The organism is Pseudomonas sp. 32A (assembly GCF_052682255.1).
This window is the reverse complement of sequence record NZ_JBQYLY010000001.1, coordinates 4,891,740-4,912,399: the sequence shown is the minus strand read 5'-3', so window position 1 is coordinate 4,912,399 and position 20,660 is coordinate 4,891,740. Positions and strand designations below refer to the sequence as shown.

Below are 20,660 nucleotides of genomic sequence, written 5' to 3'. Positions count from 1 at the left end.
CACCATGTCCCCGCACACCCGTCAACCATGTGTCCGGTCCGTACACGCTTTTGCAAAGTGACTCGCTGTAAGAGCGAAACCATAAGTAGCCGTTACCTAAAAAACGGATATACACACAACAGCCACGTAAAGATTCCGTATAGATTCAACCCCAGCCATAACGTTTACGTCGTCTCTATTGAGCAACTAATCCCCCCTCCACTACTGTGACCTCCACCCCAATCACCCCGTAGGAAGTCATCGTGGAAAGTTCAACTTTAGGCATGATCGTCCTCTCAATGATCGCCCTGTTCGGCGCCGCCGCCTTTTGCTTCGAACAACTCGCCACCCGCGATTCAAAGAAAAAGAAAGCCAAATAAGCTGATCATCAAAAGCAGCAGAACCCCAGTGTTTCAAGGGATACCCCACCCCCGGGCTATCCCTTTTTTCCGTTCGCCCACCCTAACCCTCTCTATACACCGTCTTAATACCCGCCCCCGTAATCAGTGCCCGAACTTGATACCCAACCTCTTAACCTCCCCGCGTCCGCAATCGCGGCTTATTAATCAGGGGAGTTCCACCGTGCTCACACTCAAGTTCATCTATATCGCCAGCGGCCTATGCGCCGTCGGGCTGTTCGCTTATCTGGGCTATGCCCTCATTCGCGCCGAAAAGTTCTAGGGAGCCCCACCATGTACGACATGATTTTTGTAGGCCTCTCCCTGGTGTTTTTCGCCACGACAGCCATGGCCATTGTCGCCATGGGCAAGATTTGAACGGAGCCTCGACATGCTAAGCACTTTGCTGGAATTTGCGCTGGTCCTGGGGTTGATGACCGGGCTCGCCGTGCTGATGGGCAAGTGGCTGACCCGGGTGTTTACCGGAACCCGCCACGCCCTGCCGGAACGTTATACCTATCGCCTGCTGGGCATCGACCCGCTGGAAACCATGAGCTGGGCCCGCTACGGTTCGGCCCTGCTGCTGTCGAACGCGGCGATGATGCTGCTCGGCTACCTCATCCTGCGGCTACAGGCCGTCATGCCGATCAACCCGCTCGGGCTGGCCGCGCAAACCCCGGACCTGGCGTTCAACACCGCCGCGTCCTTTATCACCAACACCAACTGGCAGGCGTACTCGGGCGAAACCAGCCTGTCGAACTTCAGCCAGATGGCGGTGATTACGTTCCTGATGTTTGTCGGCGCCACCTCGGGCGTGGTCGCCGCAGCGGGTTTTATCCGTGGCTTGAGCCGCTCAAGCTCGGCGGATATCGGCAACTTCTGGGTCGACTTCACCCGCACCCTGTACCGCGTGATGCTGCCGCTGTGCGTGGGCATGGCCCTGGTGTATGTGTGGCAAGGCATGCCGCAGACCTTTTCCTCCCAAGCCCTGGCCACCACCCTGGAAGGCGCGCAGCAACAACTGATTGTCGGCGCCGTGGCGAGCTTTGAATCGATCAAGCATATCGGCACCAACGGCGGTGGCTTCTTCAGCATGAACGCCGCGCACCCGTTCGAAAACCCGACGCCGCTGACCAACGCCCTGCACATCCTCAGCATGTTGCTGATCCCGTCGGCGCTGACCTACACCTTCGGCAGCATGCTGCTGCAACGCCGTCAGGGCTGGGTGTTTTTCGGCACCTTCCTGGTGATGTTCATCGGCTTTCTCGCTCTGGTGTATGGCGCCGAGCAAAACGGCAACCCGCTGCTGACCCAGGCCGGTGCCAACCAGACGCTGTCCATCGAGCAAAGCGGCGGCAATATGGAAGGCAAGGAGCTGCGTTTCGGCATCGCCGACAGCAGCCTGTTTATCGCCACCACCACCGCGGCCACTACCGGCTCGGTCAACGCGATGCATGACTCATTGACCCCCATGGGCGGCTTCGTGCCCCTGGCGCAGATGATGCTCAACTGCGTGTTCGGCGGCGACGGCGTGGGCTTTATCAACCTGATCCAGTACGCGCTGCTGACGGTGTTCCTGGTGGGCATGATGATCGGCCGCAGCCCGGAATTCCTCGGCAAGAAGATCGAGGCCCGGGAGATGAAACTGGTGATGCTCTCGGTGCTCGCGCACCCCATCAGCATCCTCGGGTTCACCGCCCTCGCCGCCCTGTGGCCCGACACCATGGCCAGCCTGAATAACCTCGGCCCCCACGGTTTCAGCGAGGTGCTCTACGCCTACACCTCGGGCACCGCCAACAACGGTTCGGCGTTTGCCGGGTTGAATGCCAACACGCCGTTTTTCAACACCACCATTGGCCTCGCGATGCTGGTCGGGCGCTTCTTCACCATGCTGCCGATGCTCGCCGTGGCCGGTTCCCTGGCGATGAAAAAGACCGTGCCTGCCGGCGCCGGCACCATCCCCACCGCAACCCCGCTGTTCATGGTGCTGGTGGTGTTTGTGGTGCTGGTAGTCGGTGGCCTGACTTTCCTGCCGGCCCTCGCGCTCGGCCCGCTGGTGGAGCAACTGCAGTTGCTGTCCGGCCAGACGTACAACTAAGGACACGTTGATGACGACTCAATCGATATTCAAAGGGCTGTTGCGCCCGGTGCTGGTTTCGGCAGTGTTTTTCATGGCGCTGACCGGCCTCGTCTACCCGATTTTCACCACCTTTGCCGCGCAGTTGCTGTTCCCGTTCCAGGCCCAGGGTTCGCTGATTGAACGCGACGGTTTGGTGATCGGCTCGGCGTTGATCGGCCAGGACTTCACCAAGCCCGGCTACTTCCACGGCCGCCCGAGCATGACCCTCGGCGCAGACCCGCAAGACCCGAGCAAAAGCGTGTCGCAGCCTTACAACGCTGGCTCCAGCGGCGCCAGCAACCTGGGCCCTACCAGCCAGAAACTGGTGGATCAGGTCGCAGCCCGAGCTAAAGCCTACCGCCAGGACAACGGCCTCGCCGCCGACGCCCAGGTGCCGGTGGATGCGGTCACCGCTTCCGCCTCCGGCCTGGACCCGCATATCTCCGTGGCTAACGCGCGCATCCAGCTGGCCCGGGTCGCCCGCCTGCGGCAGATCCCCGAAACCGAACTGCTGCAACTGGTGAACGAAAACACCGCCGCCCGCACCCTCGGTTTGCTCGGCGAACCACGAGTCAATGTGCTGCAACTCAACCTCGCGCTGGACGCCAGCCTGCCTTCGCGCCAGCCCCCCATTGCGGCCAGTGAGTAAGAGATTCCCCCATGATCAAGAATGCTCGTTTACCTCTGTTTGACCGCGCCATCGTGCTCACCGCCTGCGGGGACGCGTTCAAGAAACTGCTGCCCCAGGCGCAGTGGAAAAACCCGGTGATGTTCGTGGTGTACCTGGGCAGCCTCCTCACCACGCTGCTGTGGTTCCAGTCCCTCGGCGGCCAGGGTGAAGCCCCCAGCGGGTTTATCCTGAGCATCAGCTTGTGGCTGTGGTTCACCGTGCTGTTCGCCAACTTCGCCGAGGCCCTGGCCGAGGGTCGAAGCCGCGCCCAGGCCGCCAGCCTGCGGGGGATGAAACGCCAGACCCTGGCCAAGCTGCTGCAGCAACCCAAGCACGGCGCGGCGTGGCTGCCGACCGAAGCGACGCTGTTGCGCAAGGACCAGGTGGTGCTGATCGAAGCCGGCGACCTGGTGCCGCTCGATGGCGTAGTGATCGAAGGCGTGGCCTCGGTGGATGAAAGCGCAATCACCGGCGAATCGGCACCGGTAATACGTGAAGCCGGCGGCGACTTTTCCTCGGTCACCGGCGGCACGCGGGTGCTGTCGGACTGGCTGGTGGTGCGCATCAGCGTCAACCCGGGTGAGTCGTTCCTCGACCGCATGATCTCGATGGTCGAATCCGCCAAGCGTCAGAAAACGCCCAACGAAGTCGCCCTGACAATTTTGCTGGTGGGCCTGACCCTGTTGTTCCTGCTGGTGATCGCGACGCTGAGCCCGTACTCGATCTTCGCCGTGGCCATGAGTGGCAGCGGTAGCGTGGTTAGCGCCACGGTGCTGGTGGCGTTGCTGGTGTGCCTGATCCCCACCACCATCGGTGGCCTGCTCTCGGCCATCGGCGTGGCGGGCATGAGCCGCATGATGTCGGCCAATGTGATCGCCACTTCTGGCCGTGCGGTAGAGGCGGCGGGCGACATCGATGTATTGCTGCTGGACAAGACCGGCACCATCACCCTGGGCAATCGCCAGGCCAGCAGTTTTCTGCCGGCACCGGGGGTCAAGGAAGCTGAACTGGCCGACGCCGCGCAACTCGCGTCCCTGGCCGATGAAACCCCGGAAGGCCGCAGCATTGTGGTGCTGGCCAAGCAGAAGTTCGACATCCGTGCGCGGGACATCAACGCCCTCGGCGCAAGCTTCGTGCACTTCACTGCACAGACCCGCATGAGCGGCGTCGACCTGCCCGAAGGCCGCGGTATTCGCAAGGGCGCGGCGGATGCCATCCGCAGTCATATCGAAGCATTGGGTGGGAGCTTTCCGGCAGCGTTGCAGGCCAAGGTCGACGAAGTATCGCGACGCGGCAGCACCCCGCTGGTGGTGTCCGACGGGGCAAAAGCACTCGGCGTGGTGGAGCTCAAGGACGTGGTCAAGGGCGGCATCAAGGAGCGCTTCGCCGAACTGCGGCGCATGGGTATCAAGACCGTGATGATCACCGGCGACAACCGCCTGACCGCCGCCGCGATTGCCGTGGAAGCCGGCGTGGATGACTTCCTCGCCGAGGCCCGCCCGGAAGACAAGCTGCAACTGATCCGCGACTACCAGGCCCAGGGCAAGCTCGTGGCCATGACCGGCGACGGCACCAACGACGCCCCGGCACTGGCCCAGGCCGACGTGGCGGTGGCGATGAACAGCGGCACCCAGGCGGCGAAAGAGGCCGGCAACATGGTCGACCTCGACAGCAACCCGACCAAGCTGATCGAAGTGGTCGAGGTGGGCAAACAAATGCTGATGACTCGCGGCGCGCTCACCACCTTCAGCGTGGCGAACGACGTGGCGAAGTATTTCGCGATCATCCCTGCGGCGTTTGTCGCGACCTATCCGCAGCTCGGCGCGCTGAACGTGATGCACTTGACCAGCCCCAACTCGGCGATTCTCAGCGCGGTGATTTTCAACGCGTTGATCATCGTGGCGCTGATTCCGCTGGCCCTGCGCGGCGTGACGTACCGGGCGATTGGCGCGGCGGCATTGCTCAATCGCAACCTGCTGATCTATGGCCTGGGCGGGGTGCTGGTGCCGTTTGCCGGGATCAAGCTGATTGACATGGTGCTGACCGGGCTGGGTCTCGTGTAGCACCCCACCCACTGTAGGAGCGAGCTTGCTCGCGAAGGGCGTCAACGATAACGCGGGAAACCTGACACCCAACGGCGCTCTCCGGTTTTTCGCGAGCAAGCTCGCTCCTACAGTCCATTTGAGGAATGACATGCCCGCATCAAACGAAGAACGCCCCGACCCCGACGCCCTCCTCGCCCGGGTCCAGCAGGAAGAACAGGCCGCCTTGCGCGGCAAATTGCGTATCTACTTCGGCTCCAACGCCGGGGTGGGCAAGACCTGCGCCATGCTTGACGCGGCGCAACGGGAAGTCAGCCTGGGCCGCGACGTTCTTGCCGGCGTAGTGGAAACCCACGGCCGCCAGGAAACCGCCGACCTGCTCAACGGCCTCGAACAACTGCCCCGCGCCCACCGTGTGCACCGCGACTTTGCCCTCACCGAATTCGACCTCGACGCCGCCCTGCAACGCCACCCCGCCGTGGTGCTGGTGGATGAACTGGCCCACAGCAACGTGCCCGGCTCACGCCATCCGAAACGCTGGCAAGACGTGGAAGAACTGCTCAGCGCCGGTATCGATGTGTGGACCACCCTCAACGTCCAGCACCTGGAAAGCCTTAACGATCTGGTGAGTGGGATCATCGGCATTCGCGTGCGGGAAACCGTACCGGACCATGTGTTCGACAACGCCCACGAAGTGGTCGTGGTGGACCTGCCGCCGGATGATCTGCTGCAACGCTTGAAGGACGGCAAGGTGTACCTGGGTCCCCAAGCCGAGCGCGCTTCGCGGCACTTTTTTCGCAAGGGCAACCTGTTGGCCCTGCGGGAACTGGCCCTGCGCCGCACCGCCGACCGGGTCGACACGCAGATGCGCGTGTACCGCCGCGAACAGTCGATCAAGACCCTGTGGCCCGCCCGCGAGCGATTACTGGTAGGCGTGGCCGGTGACGCCGGCGATGAGCGCCTGGTGCGCGAAGCCGCGCGCCTGGCGCAAAAGCTCGAGGCGGACTGGATCGTGGTGCACGTCGCCTCCGCCCAGGGTCGCGGTGCCAAGCGTTATCTTACGGCGATGAAAACCCTGGCCCTGGCCAGCGAATTTGGCGCCGACACCGCTACGCTGCCGGGCATGGACGTCGCCGAAGCACTGGCCGCCTGCGCCCGGGAACACAACGCCAATCGCCTGGTACTCGGCCATCACCCGCGCCGGGCATGGCGGTTCTGGCACCAGTCGGTGGGCGACCGGATCAGCCGGCACCATCCGCAGATCGACCAGATCGTGATCGCCCATGGCGTGCTGCCGGGCACCGCGCCCGTCATTGAAAAAATCGCGCCCGCCCCCGGCCGGACCCTCGCCTACCTCTGGGCCACCCTCGCCTGTTTCACCGCCAGCGCCATCGCCGCGTTGCTGCTGCAAGTGTTCGACCTGGCCAACGTGGTGATGCTGTTCCTGCTCACCGTGGTGCTGGTGGCCCTGCGTTTTGGACGCGGCCCCGGCGTGTGGGCAGCGATGCTCGCGGTGCTGTGTTTCGACTTCTTTTTCGTCCAGCCGCGCTACTCGTTTACCGTCAACGACACCCAGTATTTCTTCACCTTCGCGTTGATGCTCGGCATCGCCCTGATCACCGGGCAACTCACCGCACGCCTGCGCCACGAAGCGCGCACCGCCGCCGCTCGAGAACGCCGCGCCACGTCCCTGGCACGCCTGGCCCGGGACCTGTCGGCCGCGTTGACCGTGGAGCAGATCAGTGAAGTGGCGCTGCGCACCTTCAGCGGCGTATTCGAGGCACGGGTCGGCCTGGCCTTGCCGGACGACGCCGATGGCGTGCACAGCGTGGGCGCAGGCGGGCTGCCGATCGACGACAGCATCGCCCAATGGACCTACGACCACGGCCAGTCCGCCGGCCAGGGCACCGACACCTTGTCCGCCGCCAAGGGGTGCTATCTGCCGCTCAAGGCACCGATGCGCGTGCGCGGCGTGCTGGTGCTGGAACTGGCGCATAGCGAACGCCTCAACGAGCCCGAAGAACGCCGCCTGCTGGAAGCCTGCATGAGCCAGCTGGCAATTGCCCTGGAGCGCGTGCACTTCGTTGAAGTGGCGCAAAGCACGCTGGTGCAGATGGAAGGCGAGAAGATGCGCAACACCTTGCTCGCGGCGATTTCCCACGACTTGCGCACGCCCTTGACCACCCTGATCGGCGCTGCCGACACCGCCCTGCCCCATGCGCCGCCGGGCCCGCTGACCGAGTTGCTGCACGGTATTCATGAGCAGGCGACCTCGATGCAACGCCTGATCGAAAACCTGCTGGACATGGCCCGCATGCAGGAGCGCGGCGTGCGGCTCAACCGGCAATGGCATTTGCTGGAAGAGATCGTCGGCAGCGCCCTGCGCCAGTTGCGTGAACCACTGGCCCGGCATGAGGTGAATACGACGCTGGACCCGCAATTACCGCTGGTGGAAGTCGACGCGCTGTTGATCGAACGGGTACTGGTCAACCTGCTGGACAACGCCGCCAAGTACACCCCGCCGGGCACGGTCATTACCGTGGCCGCCCGCGCCGTTTCGGACAACATCCTGCTGGAAGTCAGCGACACCGGCACGGGCAGCGCGCCGGCCAATCTGTTCGAACCGTTTGCCCGTGGCCAGCAGGAGTCCTCGGTCGCCGGGATCGGCCTGGGGCTAGCACTGGCCAAACGCATCGTCGAAGCCCACGGCGGGCGCATCGAAGCCAAACCCGGCCGCGAGTGCGGCATGCATTTCGTCATCACTTTACCGGCGGGCACCCCGCCCTCAATGGACGCCCTATGAGCACTGCACGCATTCTGATTGTTGAAGACGAGGCCAATATCCGCCGTTTTGTCGGCATCGCCCTGCAGGACGAGGGCTTCCAGGTGTTCGAGGCCGACAGCGTCAAGCGCGCGCTGATCCACGCTTCCAGTCGCCAGCCAGACCTGGTGATCGTCGACCTCGGCCTGCCGGACGGCGACGGTAAACAGTTGATCAGCGAGCTGCGGGGATGGCTGGCGGTGCCGATCCTGGTGTTGTCGGCGCGGGATCGCGAAGAGGAAAAAGTCGCCGCCCTGGACGCCGGTGCCGATGACTACCTGACCAAACCTTTCGGCGTGCCCGAGTTGCTGGCGCGCATCCGTGCGCAACTGCGTCGGCACGGGCAAACCGGCACCGTGGCGGCCACCAGCAAGGTGGCGTTTGGTGATATCGAAGTGGACCTGGCGACCCATGAAGTGTGGCGCCAAGGCCTGCCGGTGCACCTGACGCCCATTGAATACCGCCTGCTGTGCGCGATGATTCGCGGGCAGAGCCGGGTGCTCACCCATCGGCAGTTATTGCTTGAAGTGTGGGGCCTGGACTACGTGGACCGCGCCCACTATCTGCGGGTGCATATGGCGCATCTGCGGCAGAAGCTGGAGGCCGACCCAGCCCAGCCGCAGTACTTCATTACCGAGTTGCAGGTGGGCTACCGACTGGTGGGTTTGTGAACAGATGCGCGGCGGCGAAATCGACAAACACCCGGATCTTCGGCGAGAGGTGCCGGCTGGACGGCCACAGGGCCCAGAACTGACCCTGGTCGTCGGAGTGGCCGTCGAGTACGGTTTCCAGCTGGCCTTGGGCGAGTGCTTCGCGGGCGAGGAAGTCCGGCACGTGGGCAATGCCATGGCCGTCCATCGCGGCGCGGAGCATGGCTTCCATGTTGTTCAGGGTCAGGGCGGTGGGCAGGCGCAACTGGGTAATGGCCGGGTTGGCGGATAAGGTCCAGTCCATGATTTTCCCGGTGGTGGCGAAGCGGTAACGCAAACACGGGTGATGCTCCAAATCGCTCAGGGACTCTGGCCGACCGTTGGCCCGCAGGTACTCGGGTGATGCGCACAGCACAAACCTGAACGGTCCCAGTTTGCGGGCCATCAGGGTCGAATCCGCCAGGCCGCCGCTGCGGATGACCACGTCGAAGCCCTCTTCGATCACGTCCACCAGGTGGTCGTTGAAATCCAGCTCCAGCTCGATCTCCGGGTAGGCTTTGCGGAACGCCATCATGTGGGGAAAGAGAAAGCGATAACCGATGGTGGGCAGGCTGACCCGCAGCTTGCCCCGAGGCGCCTGCATCGCATGGGAAAGCATGGCGCGGGCGTCTTGCAGGTCGTCGAGAATTTTCCGACTGCGCTCGTAGAACAGTTGGCCTTCGGCGGTGAGGCTGACCTTGCGCGTGCTGCGGTGCAACAGCCGCACATTCAGTGACGCCTCGAGCTTGGCGACATTCTTGCCCACCGCCGAGGCGGAAATCCCCATCGCCCGGGCCGCGCCGGTGAAGCTCAGGGCCTCTGCCGTTTTCACGAAGGCGATCACACCGCTCAGGTTATCGGTCACGTCATTGCATCCATCCAGTCCACTATGAACGGAATGTAAGCCCGTTTATCCGTGATTGCATCCTGATTAGAGTCTTTTAGTCTTCAGACTCACGGGAATGCCCCTATGAACACTACAACCGAATCTGTGGCCGCCCATGGCCGATATTCCATCCTGGCCGCGATTTGCCTGGCCGCCCTGGTATTGCCCATGAGCTTCACTGGCGGCGCCGTCGCCACGCCTTTTATCGGCCAGGCATTTGCCGCCCAGCCCAGCCAACTGGCGTGGATCACCAACGCGTTCATGCTGAGTTTCGGCAGCCTGTTGATGGCCGCCGGCACCCTCGCCGACCTGTATGGGAGAAAGCGTCTTTTCTTGTGGGGCATGGCGCTGTTTACCGTGGTCTCCTTGCTGCTGGCAGTGGCACCGGGGATTTTCTGGCTGGATGTATTGCGTGGCGTGCAGGGCGTCGCGGCAGCTACGGCACTGGCCAGTGGCTGTGCGGCGCTGGCCCAGGAGTTTGACGGCCATGCCCGCACCCGCGCCTTCAGCTTGCTGGGCACTACGTTTGGTGCAGGCCTGGCGTTTGGGCCATTGCTGTCGGGGGTGCTGATCGAGCACTGGGGCTGGCGCTCGATTTTTCTCGGCACCGCGCTGTTGGCCGGTATTTCGCTGCTGTTTGCCGCGCCCAAAATGCGCGAAAGCCGCGACCCGCAAGCGCTGCGGCTGGACACCCCGGGCGTGCTGACGTTCTCGGCCATGCTGGTGGCCCTGACCACGGCGGTGATCCTCGCCCCGGAGCACGGCTGGTCATCGCCGCTGGTTGATGCCCTGCTGATCGCAGCGGCAGTGTTTTTGCTGGTATTTATCCTCGTCGAAAACCGCTCAAGCCAACCGATGCTGGAGCTGCGGCTGTTTCGCTTCCCGCGTTTTATTGGCGTGCAGCTCCTGCCGATCGGTACCTGTTACTGCTACATCGTGCTGATCGTGTTGCTGCCCCTGCGGTTTATCGGTGTGGAAGGCGCCAGCGCGCTGGACGCGGGTTTGATGATGCTCGCGCTATCGGCACCGATGCTGGTGGTGCCGATGATCGCCGCGTCGCTGACCCGCTGGCTGCCGGCGGGTGTGTTGTGTGCCATTGGCTTGCTGATCGCGGCGTTGGGCCTGTGGGGATTAAGCCTGGCCGACCAGCCTGGGCAGACTGTCGCTGCGATGCTGGTCATCGGAATCGGCACCGGGCTGCCGTGGGGCTTGATGGATGGTTTGGCGATCAGCGTGGTGCCCAAGGAGCGTGCGGGAATGGCGGCGGGGATTTTCAATACCACCCGCGTGGCCAGTGAAGGTGTGGCACTGGCGATTACGATGGCGGTATTGGGCGCATTGGTGGCGCATCACCTGAAGGGTCGCGCAGGGGCCGACGTTTCAATGATTGCCCAAGGCCTGGTCATGGGCAACGTGCAACTGGCCTCGGCCGCCCTCCCGCTGGAAGCACTGCGCAGCGCCTACATCGCGGCGTTCAATACGTTGCTGCAACTGCTCGCGGGATTCACCGTGCTGACGGCCATGGTAGTCCTGGCCTTCATGGGGCGAAACAGCATTGCGCCCGTACAAACCGAACCCGGCATTCACTCGCTGAGCTGAATCCCAGGCACAAAAAAAGCCCGCTCAATGAGCGGGCTTTCCGTGGTACCTGGCGTTCAGCGTTCCAGGTGACCGAATATGGCGCAGCGGACGGGACTCGAACCCGCGACCCCCGGCGTGACAGGCCGGTATTCTAACCGACTGAACTACCGCTGCGCGTAACACTAAAAAGCGAATGGTGGGTGATGACGGGATCGAACCGCCGACATTCTGCTTGTAAGGCAGACGCTCTCCCAGCTGAGCTAATCACCCTTCACTTTCGGTGTGGGGCGCATTCTATAGCAATTTTTCGTAATGTCATGATTTAAATGCAATTTATTCAAAATATTTTGTCTTCGACCCTGAGAACCCCACAAAACCGGCGTTTTGGGCGCAAACGAGAGTCTATTGCGTTTGCACAAGCCTTGGCCCCACAATTAACAATTATTCTCAATAACACCTGAGTCGCGCCTTATGTCTGTGGGTGAACCGCCGTTCCAACGGGAGATTACCGAGCTGTACAGCGAGCATCACGGCTGGCTGTTCACTTGGTTGCGCCGAAAACTGGGCTGTACCCACAACGCCGCCGACGTGGCGCAGGACACCTTTGCACGGATTCTGCACGCACGGGAGTCGGTGACCGGCATCCGCGAGCCCCGCGCCTATTTGAGCACCACCGCCAGGCGGCTGATCATCGACCAGGCCCGGCGCAGGCAAATTGAGCATGCCTACCTTCAGGAACTGATGCTGACGGTGGAAACCCTGGAAGGTTTTCAGTCGCCGGAACAGATCCACACTACCCTGGAAGCCCTTGAGCACATCGCCTTCATTCTTGAAGGCATGCACGACAATGTGCGTCAGGCGTTTGTGCTGTATTACCTCGAAGACCTGACCCAGCAGCAAATCGCCCGTCAGCTGAAATTGTCGGAGCGTACGGTACGCAAGTATTTGATCCAGGCCCTGCTGCATTGCAGCCACAGCGTGGATATCTGAACCGCACATGCCCGCCTCCCGCCAACAGATCGACGAACAAGCCGCCGAATGGATGATTCGTCTGCACGAAGGCGAATTGACCGAGGCCCAGCGGCAGGCGTTCGAGCGCTGGAAGCAGCAAAGCCCGCAACACGCGGCTTCAGCGGCGCGCATGGAAGACGTGATTGCGCGAGTGCAGGCCCTGCGTGGGCAAAAAGCGCCGGCGCGCGCGGCCTTGAGTGCGGCCTTTCCTCGGCAGGGGAAAGCCCGCAAGAATTACGTCCGCGCGCTGGTATTGGCCTGCAGCCTGGCCCTTCCCGCCGCGGCGCTGCTCTACAGCCCTTACCCGCAACAGTGGATGGCCGATGTGCACAACGGCCCCGGCGAATGGAAAACCCTGCGCCTGGCGGACGGCTCCACGCTGACCTTGAACGGCATCAGTGCGGCGAACCTGTATTTCGACAGCCGGCAGCGGCGCATCGAATTACTGCAAGGCGAGATCCTGGTGGAAGTGGCCCACGACGGCGACCGTCCGTTTGTGGTGCAGACGGCCCAGGGCACCCTGCGTGCGTTGGGTACGCGGTTTGTGGTCAGGCGCGAAGGTGATGTCACCGTGCTGAACATGCTCGAATCCCGTGTTGCCGCCCAAAGCGCGAACGGGCAGCAGACGCTGGAAGTGGACGCAGGCTCGCAGGCGCGGCTCAGCAAGGATGCCGTGCACCTCTCCGGCAGTATCGATACGGCGAGCATCAATGGGGCCTGGCGCCGCCATCAACTGGTGGTGGATAACCGACCGTTGCCGGAAGTGCTGGATGAGATCGCCCGGCACCGTTCGGGCCGCTTGCAGTTTGATCGAGCTGCGCTGGCGAATCTCAAGGTCTCGGCGGTACTTCCCCTGGATGACACCGACCGCACTTTGCAGATGCTGGCTCAAACCCTGCCGATCACCCTGAAAACCTTTACGCCGTGGCTGATGATCGTCAGCCCGGATACCGAGAGCAAAAAATAATTATCCAAATTGTTTCCGCTTTGTTTAAAGCTACCCGTCAAGGAAGGTATATCGATAACTAAAGGACTGCCATCGTCATGCCGCTCCCTTCCAAACCCCGCAGACGCCTGCTGAGCAGCGCGCCGCTGACCCTCACACTGCTCGCGACGACGTTGTTGAATATCCACGTGGCACAGGCCGACACGGTAAACGTTGCCGCCCAAGCCTACGACATACCCGCAGGGCCGCTGGGCGCCACACTTAACCAGTTTGCCCAGCAAGCGGGCGTGGCTATCGTGTTCCAGTCCCAGAACCTGCAGGGGCTGAATGGGCCGGGACTCAAAGGCACTTATAGCGTAGAGGCCGGGTTTGAAAAGCTGCTGCGTGGCAGTGGTTATCGGGCAGTCAAAGGTGATCAGGTCTACGCACTGGAAGCCAACCCTACACCCACTGGCGCCGTGGAGCTGGGGGCGACGCAGATCAGCGCCAACCAACTCGGCACCATTACCGAAGGCTCCGGCTCTTATACCCCCGGCACCATCGCCACCGCTACCCGCCTGGTGCTGACGCCACGGGAAACTCCGCAATCGATCTCGGTGGTTACCCGCCAGGCCATGGATGACTTTGGCCTCAACTCCATCGACGACGTGATGCGCCATACCCCGGGCATCACCGTGGCAACGTATGACAGCGACCGTACCAGCTATTACTCCCGTGGCTTCGCGATTCGCAACTTCCAGTACGACGGTATTCCTATCCTGCAAGACCCGCAGTATTCGTCCGGCCATACCCTCACCGACATGGTGATCTATGACCGGGTAGAAATCCTCAAGGGCGCCACCGGCCTGCTCACTGGCGCCGGTGGCCCTGGTGGGACCATCAACATGATCCGCAAGAAACCTACCCAGGAATTCAAGGGCCATATCGACCTTGGCGCCGGCTCCTGGGACAACTACCGATCGGAAGTTGACGTCAGCGGCCCCTTGACCGAAACCGGGAACATTCGCGGCCGGGCCGTGGCGGCCTATCAAGACAAACATTCCTTCATGGACCATTACCAACGCAAAACCAGCGTCTACTACGGCATCCTGGAGGCGGACCTGTCGCCGGATACCCTGCTGACCGTGGGCGCGGACTATCAGGATAATGACCCCAAAGGCTCAAGCTGGACCGGCAGCGCCTCGCTGTATGACGAATCCGGCAATCGCATTGGCTCCAAGCGCTCATTCAACAACGGGCCACGGTGGAGCAGTTGGCAGCAGTACACGCGCACCGCCTTTGCCACCCTTGAACACAGCTTCGAAAATGGCTGGGTCGCCAAAGGTCAGTACAACCATCAAATCAACGGTTACAACGCCCCCCTGGGCTTCGTGAGCCCAGGTTTGCCCTCAGTGCTGGCGCGCAAATACACAGGTGAAACCGTCAGCGACAGCGCCGACCTTTACACCTCCGGCCCCTTCGATCTGTTTGGCCGAGAACACCAGTTGGTGGTCGGCACCTCGGTTTCCCGCTCCCACTGGAAAGGCAAGGACTACACCAACGCCAGCCTGCCCAACAATAACTTCGACTATTACAACTGGAACGGCGACATCCCGAAGCCGGACTGGGGCGAAGTCACCAACAAAAACGATGAAATCACCCGCCAGACCGGCAGCTACATGACCGCTCGCTTCAGCCTCACGGACGATCTTTCGCTGCTGCTGGGCACGCGCGTTGCAGACTTCCAGGTCACCGGCACCAGCGATACGAAAAAAAGCGGCAAGGTCTTGCCCTATGCGGGCCTGGTATACGACCTCAACGACAACGTGTCGGCCTACGCCAGTTACACGGAAATTTTCCTGCCGCAGTCGTTCAACCGTGATCGCAACAACAAATTGCTGGAGCCGGATGAAGGCAAAAACTATGAAGTGGGGCTCAAGGGTGAATTCTTCGAAGGACGCCTGAATTCCAGCATCGCCTACTTCGAGGTTCACGAAGAAAACCGCCCCGAGGAAGATACGGAGTACAACGCCAACCCAACCAACCCCGCTCGCGACTACGCCTATAAGCCGATCACTTCGAAAACCAAGGGTTATGAGGCGGAAATCTCTGGCGAACTGGCACCCAGCTGGCAGTTGCAGGCAGGCTACACCCACAAGATCGCCCGTGATGAGAGCGGCAAGAAGGTGTCGACCTGGGAGCCGGAAGATCAGGTAAATCTCTATACCAGCTACAAGCTGACCGGCAGCCTCGACAAACTCACCCTCGGCGGCGGCGCGCGTTGGCAGGGTCAAGGCTGGCAGGTACTGAGCAACTGGGCCAAGGGCGGCGCTCAAGAAAAATTTGCCCAGGATCCCTACTGGCTGGTGGACCTGATGGCCCGTTATCAGATCACCGACAGCGTGTCGGCGACCATCAACGTCAACAACGTGTTCGACAAGTCGTATTACACCAACATCGGCTTCTACAACTCGTCGTACTACGGCGACCCTCGCAACGTAATGGTCAGTACCCGCTGGGATTTCTAAACCCCATAAAAAACGCCCCCGATCACTGCACATGATCGGGGGCGTTTTTTAGACCGGCGGTTTCTTGCAAACCCCAGACAGCAAAAAGCCCGCTCGATGAGCGGGCTTCCTGTAGTACCTGGCGTTCAGCGTTCCAGGTGACCTAAATATGGCGCAGCGGACGGGACTCGAACCCGCGACCCCCGGCGTGACAGGCCGGTATTCTAACCGACTGAACTACCGCTGCGCGTAACACATAAAGCGAATGGTGGGTGATGACGGGATCGAACCGCCGACATTCTGCTTGTAAGGCAGACGCTCTCCCAGCTGAGCTAATCACCCTTCACTTTCGGTGTGGCGCGCATTCTACGGAGCGACCCATGGTCTGGCAAGCACTTTCTTAAATAATTTTTTTCAGGCCTTCCAATGGCTTAGCGAGGGTTGGCCTATGACGCCATGAGGAGAATAATGCCCCCCTTTGTATATAAGGAGAGACTCACCCCATGTGGTTCAAAAACCTGCTTATCTATCGCCTGACCCAAGATCTGCCTGTTGATGCCGAGGCGTTGGAAACTGCACTGGCCACCAAACTGGCGCGCCCTTGTGCAAGCCAGGAGTTGACCACTTACGGTTTCGTCGCCCCTTTCGGTAAAGGCGAAGACGCGCCACTGGTACACGTCAGCGGTGATTTCCTGCTGATCGCCGCGCGCAAGGAAGAACGTATCCTGCCGGGTAGCGTGGTGCGTGATGCGGTGAAGGAAAAGGTCGAAGAGATCGAAGCCGAGCAAATGCGCAAGGTCTACAAAAAGGAACGCGACCAGATCAAGGATGAAATCATCCAGGCCTTCCTGCCGCGCGCGTTCATCCGTCGCTCGTCGACCTTCGCCGCCATCGCGCCGAAACAGGGCCTGATCCTGGTGAACTCCGCCAGCCCGAAACGTGCCGAAGATCTGCTGTCCACCCTGCGTGAAGTGATCGGCACCCTGCCGGTACGTCCGCTGACCGTGAAAACCGCGCCAACCGCCATCATGACCGACTGGGTCACCACCCAGAAACCGGCCGATGACTTCTTCGTCCTCGACGAATGCGAACTGCGCGACACCCACGAAGACGGCGGCATCGTGCGCTGCAAACGCCAGGACCTGACCGGCGAAGAGATCCAGTTGCACCTGACCACCGGCAAAGTCGTGACCCAATTGTCCCTGGCCTGGCAGGACAAGCTGTCCTTCATGCTGGACGACAAAATGACCGTCAAGCGCCTGAAGTTCGAAGACCTGCTGCAGGATCAGGCGGAACAGGACGGTGGCGACGAAGCACTGGGTCAGCAGGACGCCAGCTTTACCCTGATGATGCTGACGTTTGGCGACTTCCTGCCGGCGTTGGTGGAAGCACTGGGTGGCGAAGAAACCCCACAAGGCATCTAAGTCTTAAGTGGGCACAGTCAATGTGGGAGCTGGCTTGCCTGCGATGCGGGCACCTCGGTTTGTCAGTTAAACCCGGGTGATGCTATCGCAGGCAAGCCAGCTCCCACAGTTGATCGGGTTAGCACTTCCAGCATTCTAATAACAAGGACTTCCCCATGCGCGCACTCGCCGCCTTGAGCCGTTTTGTCGGCAATACCTTCGCCTACTGGGTGCTGATTTTTGCCGTGGTTGCGTTCCTGCAACCCGCCTGGTTTATCGGCCTGAAAGGCGCCATCGTGCCGCTGTTGGGCCTGGTGATGTTCGGCATGGGGCTGACCCTCAAACTTGAAGATTTCGCTGAAGTCGCGCGCCACCCGTGGCGCGTGGCATTGGGTGTGGTCGCGCACTTCGTGATCATGCCCGGCGTGGCCTGGCTGCTGTGCCAGGTCTTTCACCTGCCGCCGGAAATTGCCGTCGGCGTGATCCTCGTCGGCTGCTGCCCGAGCGGTACATCCTCCAACGTCATGACCTGGCTGGCCCGGGGCGACCTGGCGCTGTCGGTGGCCATCGCTGCCGTCACCACCCTCCTCGCCCCGCTGCTGACGCCGGCTCTGATCTGGCTGCTGGCCTCGGCCTGGTTGCCGGTGTCGTTCATGGAGTTGTTCTGGTCGATCCTGCAAGTGGTGCTGTTGCCGATCGTGCTCGGTGTGTTGGCGCAGCGCTTGCTGGGTACCCGGGTACGGCACGCGGTGGAGGTATTGCCGCTGGTGTCGGTGGTCAGCATCGTGGCAATCGTCGCCGCCGTGGTGGCGGCCAGCCAGGCGAAGATTGCCGAGTCGGGCCTGCTGATCATGGCGGTGGTGATCCTGCATAACACCTTTGGTTTCCTGCTGGGTTACTTCACCGGCCGCGTGTTCGGCCTGCCGCTGGCGCAACGCAAATCCCTGTCGCTGGAAGTGGGCATGCAGAACTCCGGCCTGGGCGCCGCGTTGGCGAGTGCGCATTTTTCGCCGCTGGCGGCGGTGCCCAGCGCGCTGTTCAGCGTCTGGCACAATATTTCCGGGGCACTCCTGGCTACGTACTTCCGGCGGATGAGCGAAAAGGAAGACCGCGAACTGTTGGCGAGCAAGTCTGAAACTTGATCACCTGATCAATATTCGGCACTCTACCGGGCTTCGCGGGGACGACCCTGCGACGCAATCAAGCGGTTAATCCGGGGACGACCCCACTTCTATAAAGGAAGGTCATCATGTCCTGGATCATTCTGTTTTTTGCCGGACTGTTTGAAGTCGGCTGGGCCGTCGGACTGAAATACACCGACGGTTTCAGCAAGCCACTGCCCACGGCCCTGACGATTGCCGCCATGGCCGTCAGCCTCGGACTGTTGGGGCTGGCGATGAAGGAACTGCCGCTGGGCACCGCCTATGCCATCTGGACCGGAGTCGGTGCGGTGGGCACGGTGATTGCCGGGATTATCCTGTTCGGGGAGTCCATGGCGTTGTTTCGACTGGCCAGTGTGGCGATGATTATCTGCGGGCTTATTGGGCTCAAGATCAGCGCTTAGGCACCAGATCGTTCCCACGCTCTGCGTGGGAACGCATCCTGTGACGCTCCGCGTCACGACTCTAAAAGCGGACGCAGAGCGTCCACGCCGGCATTCCCACGCAGAGCGTGGGAACGATCAACTACCTGACACCCCCGCGCAATTCTCCCACCACCCCATGCAACGCCTCGGGCGTCGCCGCCTCTACCGTCACCGGCGCGCCGGCCACCAAGGTCACCCGCGACCAGATCCGGTGAAAGAAGCCCTTGTTCGGATCGCGACTGAAGAAACTCCCCCACAACCCCTGCAACGCCATCGGAATCACCGGCACCGGCGTCTCTGCAAGAATTCGCGTCACCCCTGCGCGGAACTCGTTCATCTCGCCATCGGAGGTCAGTTTGCCTTCCGGAAAGATGCACACCAGTTCACCGTCTTTCAAGTAGTGGGCAATCCGCTGGAACGCCTTTTCGTAGATCTGGATGTCCTCATGCCGCCCGGCAATCGGAATCGCCCCGGCAGTACGGAAGATAAAGTTCAGCACCGGCAAGTTGTAGATCTTGTAGTACATGACAAAGCGAATCGGCCGACGCACCGAACCGGCAATCAACAGCGCATCGACAAATGACACGTGATTGCACACCAGCAATGCCGCGCCCTCGTCCGGGATCAGCTCCAGGTTCTTATGCTCGACTCGGTACATGGAGTGGCCGAGCAGCCAGATCATGAAACGCATGGTGAACTCGGGCACGATCTTGAAGATGTAGGCGTTGACCGCGATGTTCAGCAGCGACACCACCAGGAACAGCTCGGGGATCGACAGCTTGGCCATGCTCAGCAAGACGATCGACACAATTGCCGAGACCACCATGAACAGCGCGTTGAGGATGTTGTTGGCCGCGATCACCCGCGCCCGTTCGTTCTCGGCGGTACGCGACTGGATCAGTGCATACAGCGGCACGATATAGAAGCCGCCGAATACGCCGAGGCCGAGGATATCGAACAACACCCACCACGCCTGGCCGTAGCTCAGCACCGCGATCCAGTCGTTGGCCTGGATGTTCTGTGGAAACCCGCCGGAATGCCACCACAGCAGCAGGCCGAACACGGTCAAACCGAACGAGCCGAACGGCACCAGGCCGATCTCGACTTTGCGCCCGGAGAGCTTTTCGCACAGCATCGAACCCAGGGCGATGCCCACCGAGAACACCGTGAGGATCAGCGTAACCACGGTCTCGTCGCCGTACATCCATTCCTTGGCGTAAGCCGGGATTTGCGTCAGGTAGATCGCGCCGACAAACCAGAACCACGAGTTGCCGACAATCGAGCGCGACACCGCCGGCGTCTGCCCGAGGCCCAGCTTGAGGGTGGCCCAGGACTGGCTGAAGATGTTCCAGTTCAGGCGCATCTCGGGGCTGGACGCCGCCGCGCGCGGAATGCTGCGGCTGGCCAGGTAACCCAGCACCGCGATGCCGACGATGGCGGTGGAAACCACCGGCGCGTAATGGGTGGAAGACATCATGATCCCGGCGCCGATGGTGCCGGCCAGGATGGCGAGGAACGTGCCCATCTCCACCAAGCCGTTGCCGCCTACCAGCTCATCTTCGTGCAACGCCTGGGGCATGATCGAGTACTTCACCGGCCCGAACAGCGCCGAGTGCGTACCCATGGCAAACAGCGCCAGCAACATCAGTTCCAGGTGGTTGAACATGAAGCCCACCGCGCCGACGGACATGATCACGATCTCGCCGATCTTGATCACCCGGATCAGCGCGTCCTTGTTGAACTTCTCGCCAAACTGCCCGGCCAGGGCCGAGAACAGGAAGAACGGCAGGATAAACAGCAAGGCGCAGAGGTTGACCCAGATCGAACGATCACCGTCGATGGTCAGCTTGTAGAGAATCGCCAGGATCAACGACTGCTTGAAGATATTGTCGTTAAACGCCCCAAGGGACTGGGTAATGAAGAACGGCAGGAAACGCCGTTTGCGCAGCAATGTGAATTGCGAGGGGTGGCTCATCGTCCGTGTTCCTGCGTGGCCTGAAGACTGTTATTGGTTTTTCCAGGCCACGACTTTACCTAATCCCGC

The 20,660-nt window shown here is 61.6% G+C and carries 15 protein-coding genes and 4 tRNA genes; 13 read left to right on the top strand and 6 right to left on the bottom strand.

Annotated features, from left to right (window positions below):
* The first annotated feature begins 561 nt into the window (after positions 1–561).
* From kdpF to ACUN0G_RS22725, 6 genes are all read left to right on the top strand, one after another.
* Complete coding sequence (kdpF, locus tag ACUN0G_RS22750) at positions 562–660, top strand: K(+)-transporting ATPase subunit F (RefSeq protein WP_003219423.1); 99 nt, start codon at positions 562–564, stop codon at positions 658–660.
* 108 nt (positions 661–768) lie between these two features.
* Complete coding sequence (gene kdpA / locus ACUN0G_RS22745; RefSeq protein WP_445574320.1) at positions 769–2,475, top strand: potassium-transporting ATPase subunit KdpA; 1,707 nt, start codon at positions 769–771, stop codon at positions 2,473–2,475.
* 10 nt (positions 2,476–2,485) lie between these two features.
* Entirely contained in the window at positions 2,486–3,145 is a 660-nt protein-coding gene (gene kdpC, locus ACUN0G_RS22740; RefSeq protein WP_445574319.1) for a K(+)-transporting ATPase subunit C, read from the top strand.
* Between the two features lie 11 nt (positions 3,146–3,156).
* Positions 3,157–5,229 carry a potassium-transporting ATPase subunit KdpB gene (gene kdpB / locus ACUN0G_RS22735; protein ID WP_226478169.1) on the top strand — a complete coding sequence of 691 codons (2,073 nt, stop codon included), beginning with the start codon at positions 3,157–3,159 and terminating at the stop codon, positions 5,227–5,229.
* A gap of 130 nt (positions 5,230–5,359) precedes the next feature.
* Positions 5,360–8,011: a DUF4118 domain-containing protein gene (locus tag ACUN0G_RS22730; RefSeq protein ID WP_445574318.1), complete on the top strand. Its 2,652-nt coding sequence runs from the start codon at positions 5,360–5,362 to the stop codon at positions 8,009–8,011.
* Positions 8,008–8,700 (top strand): response regulator, encoded by a 693-nt coding sequence (locus tag ACUN0G_RS22725; RefSeq protein WP_003219430.1) that lies wholly within the window; start codon positions 8,008–8,010, stop codon positions 8,698–8,700. The genes ACUN0G_RS22730 and ACUN0G_RS22725 overlap by 4 nt, the downstream gene beginning before the upstream one ends.
* Here the strand turns inward: ACUN0G_RS22725 and ACUN0G_RS22720 are convergent.
* Positions 8,660–9,583, bottom strand: a complete 924-nt coding sequence (locus ACUN0G_RS22720; RefSeq protein ID WP_445574317.1) for a LysR family transcriptional regulator — start codon at positions 9,581–9,583, stop codon at positions 8,660–8,662. The two genes, ACUN0G_RS22725 and ACUN0G_RS22720, sit on opposite strands and share 41 nt — an antisense overlap.
* A gap of 105 nt (positions 9,584–9,688) precedes the next feature.
* Here ACUN0G_RS22720 and ACUN0G_RS22715 point away from each other — a divergent pair, with 105 nt between their 5' ends.
* Positions 9,689–11,203 carry an MFS transporter gene (locus ACUN0G_RS22715; RefSeq protein WP_445574316.1) on the top strand — a complete coding sequence of 505 codons (1,515 nt, stop codon included), beginning with the start codon at positions 9,689–9,691 and terminating at the stop codon, positions 11,201–11,203.
* Positions 11,204–11,282: 79 nt separating this feature from the next.
* Here ACUN0G_RS22715 and ACUN0G_RS22710 read toward each other — a convergent pair.
* Both ACUN0G_RS22710 and ACUN0G_RS22705 read right to left on the bottom strand, forming a co-directional pair.
* Positions 11,283–11,359: transfer RNA gene (locus tag ACUN0G_RS22710), tRNA-Asp, on the bottom strand.
* A gap of 20 nt (positions 11,360–11,379) precedes the next feature.
* A tRNA-Val gene (locus ACUN0G_RS22705) sits at positions 11,380–11,455 on the bottom strand.
* A 201-nt stretch (positions 11,456–11,656) separates the two neighbouring features.
* Here ACUN0G_RS22705 and ACUN0G_RS22700 point away from each other — a divergent pair.
* From ACUN0G_RS22700 to ACUN0G_RS22690, 3 genes are all read left to right on the top strand, one after another.
* On the top strand, positions 11,657–12,175 hold the full coding sequence (locus ACUN0G_RS22700) for a sigma-70 family RNA polymerase sigma factor (RefSeq protein ID WP_258347050.1): 519 nt from the start codon (positions 11,657–11,659) through the stop codon (positions 12,173–12,175).
* A 7-nt stretch (positions 12,176–12,182) separates the two neighbouring features.
* Positions 12,183–13,163: a FecR family protein gene (locus tag ACUN0G_RS22695; RefSeq protein WP_445574315.1), complete on the top strand. Its 981-nt coding sequence runs from the start codon at positions 12,183–12,185 to the stop codon at positions 13,161–13,163.
* Between the two features lie 77 nt (positions 13,164–13,240).
* A complete protein-coding gene (locus ACUN0G_RS22690; protein ID WP_445574314.1) occupies positions 13,241–15,649 on the top strand; it encodes a TonB-dependent siderophore receptor in 2,409 nt (802 codons plus the stop codon).
* A 149-nt stretch (positions 15,650–15,798) separates the two neighbouring features.
* Here ACUN0G_RS22690 and ACUN0G_RS22685 read toward each other — a convergent pair.
* Positions 15,799–15,875: transfer RNA gene (locus tag ACUN0G_RS22685), tRNA-Asp, on the bottom strand.
* 19 nt (positions 15,876–15,894) lie between these two features.
* Positions 15,895–15,970 (bottom strand) — tRNA-Val (locus ACUN0G_RS22680).
* A gap of 161 nt (positions 15,971–16,131) precedes the next feature.
* Here ACUN0G_RS22680 and rdgC point away from each other — a divergent pair.
* From rdgC to sugE, 3 genes are all read left to right on the top strand, one after another.
* Complete coding sequence (gene rdgC, locus ACUN0G_RS22675; RefSeq protein WP_008430455.1) at positions 16,132–17,052, top strand: recombination-associated protein RdgC; 921 nt, start codon at positions 16,132–16,134, stop codon at positions 17,050–17,052.
* Positions 17,053–17,207: 155 nt separating this feature from the next.
* Complete coding sequence (locus tag ACUN0G_RS22670; protein ID WP_258347054.1) at positions 17,208–18,173, top strand: bile acid:sodium symporter family protein; 966 nt, start codon at positions 17,208–17,210, stop codon at positions 18,171–18,173.
* A 107-nt stretch (positions 18,174–18,280) separates the two neighbouring features.
* Positions 18,281–18,595 carry a quaternary ammonium compound efflux SMR transporter SugE gene (gene sugE / locus ACUN0G_RS22665; RefSeq protein ID WP_445574313.1) on the top strand — a complete coding sequence of 105 codons (315 nt, stop codon included), beginning with the start codon at positions 18,281–18,283 and terminating at the stop codon, positions 18,593–18,595.
* A gap of 121 nt (positions 18,596–18,716) precedes the next feature.
* Here sugE and ACUN0G_RS22660 read toward each other — a convergent pair whose 3' ends face one another.
* Positions 18,717–20,591, bottom strand: a complete 1,875-nt coding sequence (locus ACUN0G_RS22660) for an MFS transporter (protein WP_445574312.1) — start codon at positions 20,589–20,591, stop codon at positions 18,717–18,719.
* Positions 20,592–20,660 lie beyond the last annotated feature (69 nt).

Excerpts from the sequence above, each read along its gene's own strand:
- kdpA (WP_445574320.1), top strand. The coding sequence starts at position 769 with ATGCTAAGCACTTTGCTGGAATTTGCGCTGGTCCTGGGGTTGATGACC.
- kdpC (WP_445574319.1), top strand. The coding sequence starts at position 2,486 with ATGACGACTCAATCGATATTCAAAGGGCTGTTGCGCCCGGTGCTGGTT.
- kdpB (WP_226478169.1), top strand. The coding sequence starts at position 3,157 with ATGATCAAGAATGCTCGTTTACCTCTGTTTGACCGCGCCATCGTGCTC.
- ACUN0G_RS22730 (WP_445574318.1), top strand. The coding sequence starts at position 5,360 with ATGCCCGCATCAAACGAAGAACGCCCCGACCCCGACGCCCTCCTCGCC.
- ACUN0G_RS22725 (WP_003219430.1), top strand. The coding sequence starts at position 8,008 with ATGAGCACTGCACGCATTCTGATTGTTGAAGACGAGGCCAATATCCGC.
- ACUN0G_RS22715 (WP_445574316.1), top strand. The coding sequence starts at position 9,689 with ATGAACACTACAACCGAATCTGTGGCCGCCCATGGCCGATATTCCATC.
- ACUN0G_RS22700 (WP_258347050.1), top strand. The coding sequence starts at position 11,657 with ATGTCTGTGGGTGAACCGCCGTTCCAACGGGAGATTACCGAGCTGTAC.
- ACUN0G_RS22695 (WP_445574315.1), top strand. The coding sequence starts at position 12,183 with ATGCCCGCCTCCCGCCAACAGATCGACGAACAAGCCGCCGAATGGATG.
- ACUN0G_RS22690 (WP_445574314.1), top strand. The coding sequence starts at position 13,241 with ATGCCGCTCCCTTCCAAACCCCGCAGACGCCTGCTGAGCAGCGCGCCG.
- rdgC (WP_008430455.1), top strand. The coding sequence starts at position 16,132 with ATGTGGTTCAAAAACCTGCTTATCTATCGCCTGACCCAAGATCTGCCT.
- ACUN0G_RS22670 (WP_258347054.1), top strand. The coding sequence starts at position 17,208 with ATGCGCGCACTCGCCGCCTTGAGCCGTTTTGTCGGCAATACCTTCGCC.
- sugE (WP_445574313.1), top strand. The coding sequence starts at position 18,281 with ATGTCCTGGATCATTCTGTTTTTTGCCGGACTGTTTGAAGTCGGCTGG.
- ACUN0G_RS22660 (WP_445574312.1), bottom strand. The coding sequence starts at position 20,591 with ATGAGCCACCCCTCGCAATTCACATTGCTGCGCAAACGGCGTTTCCTG.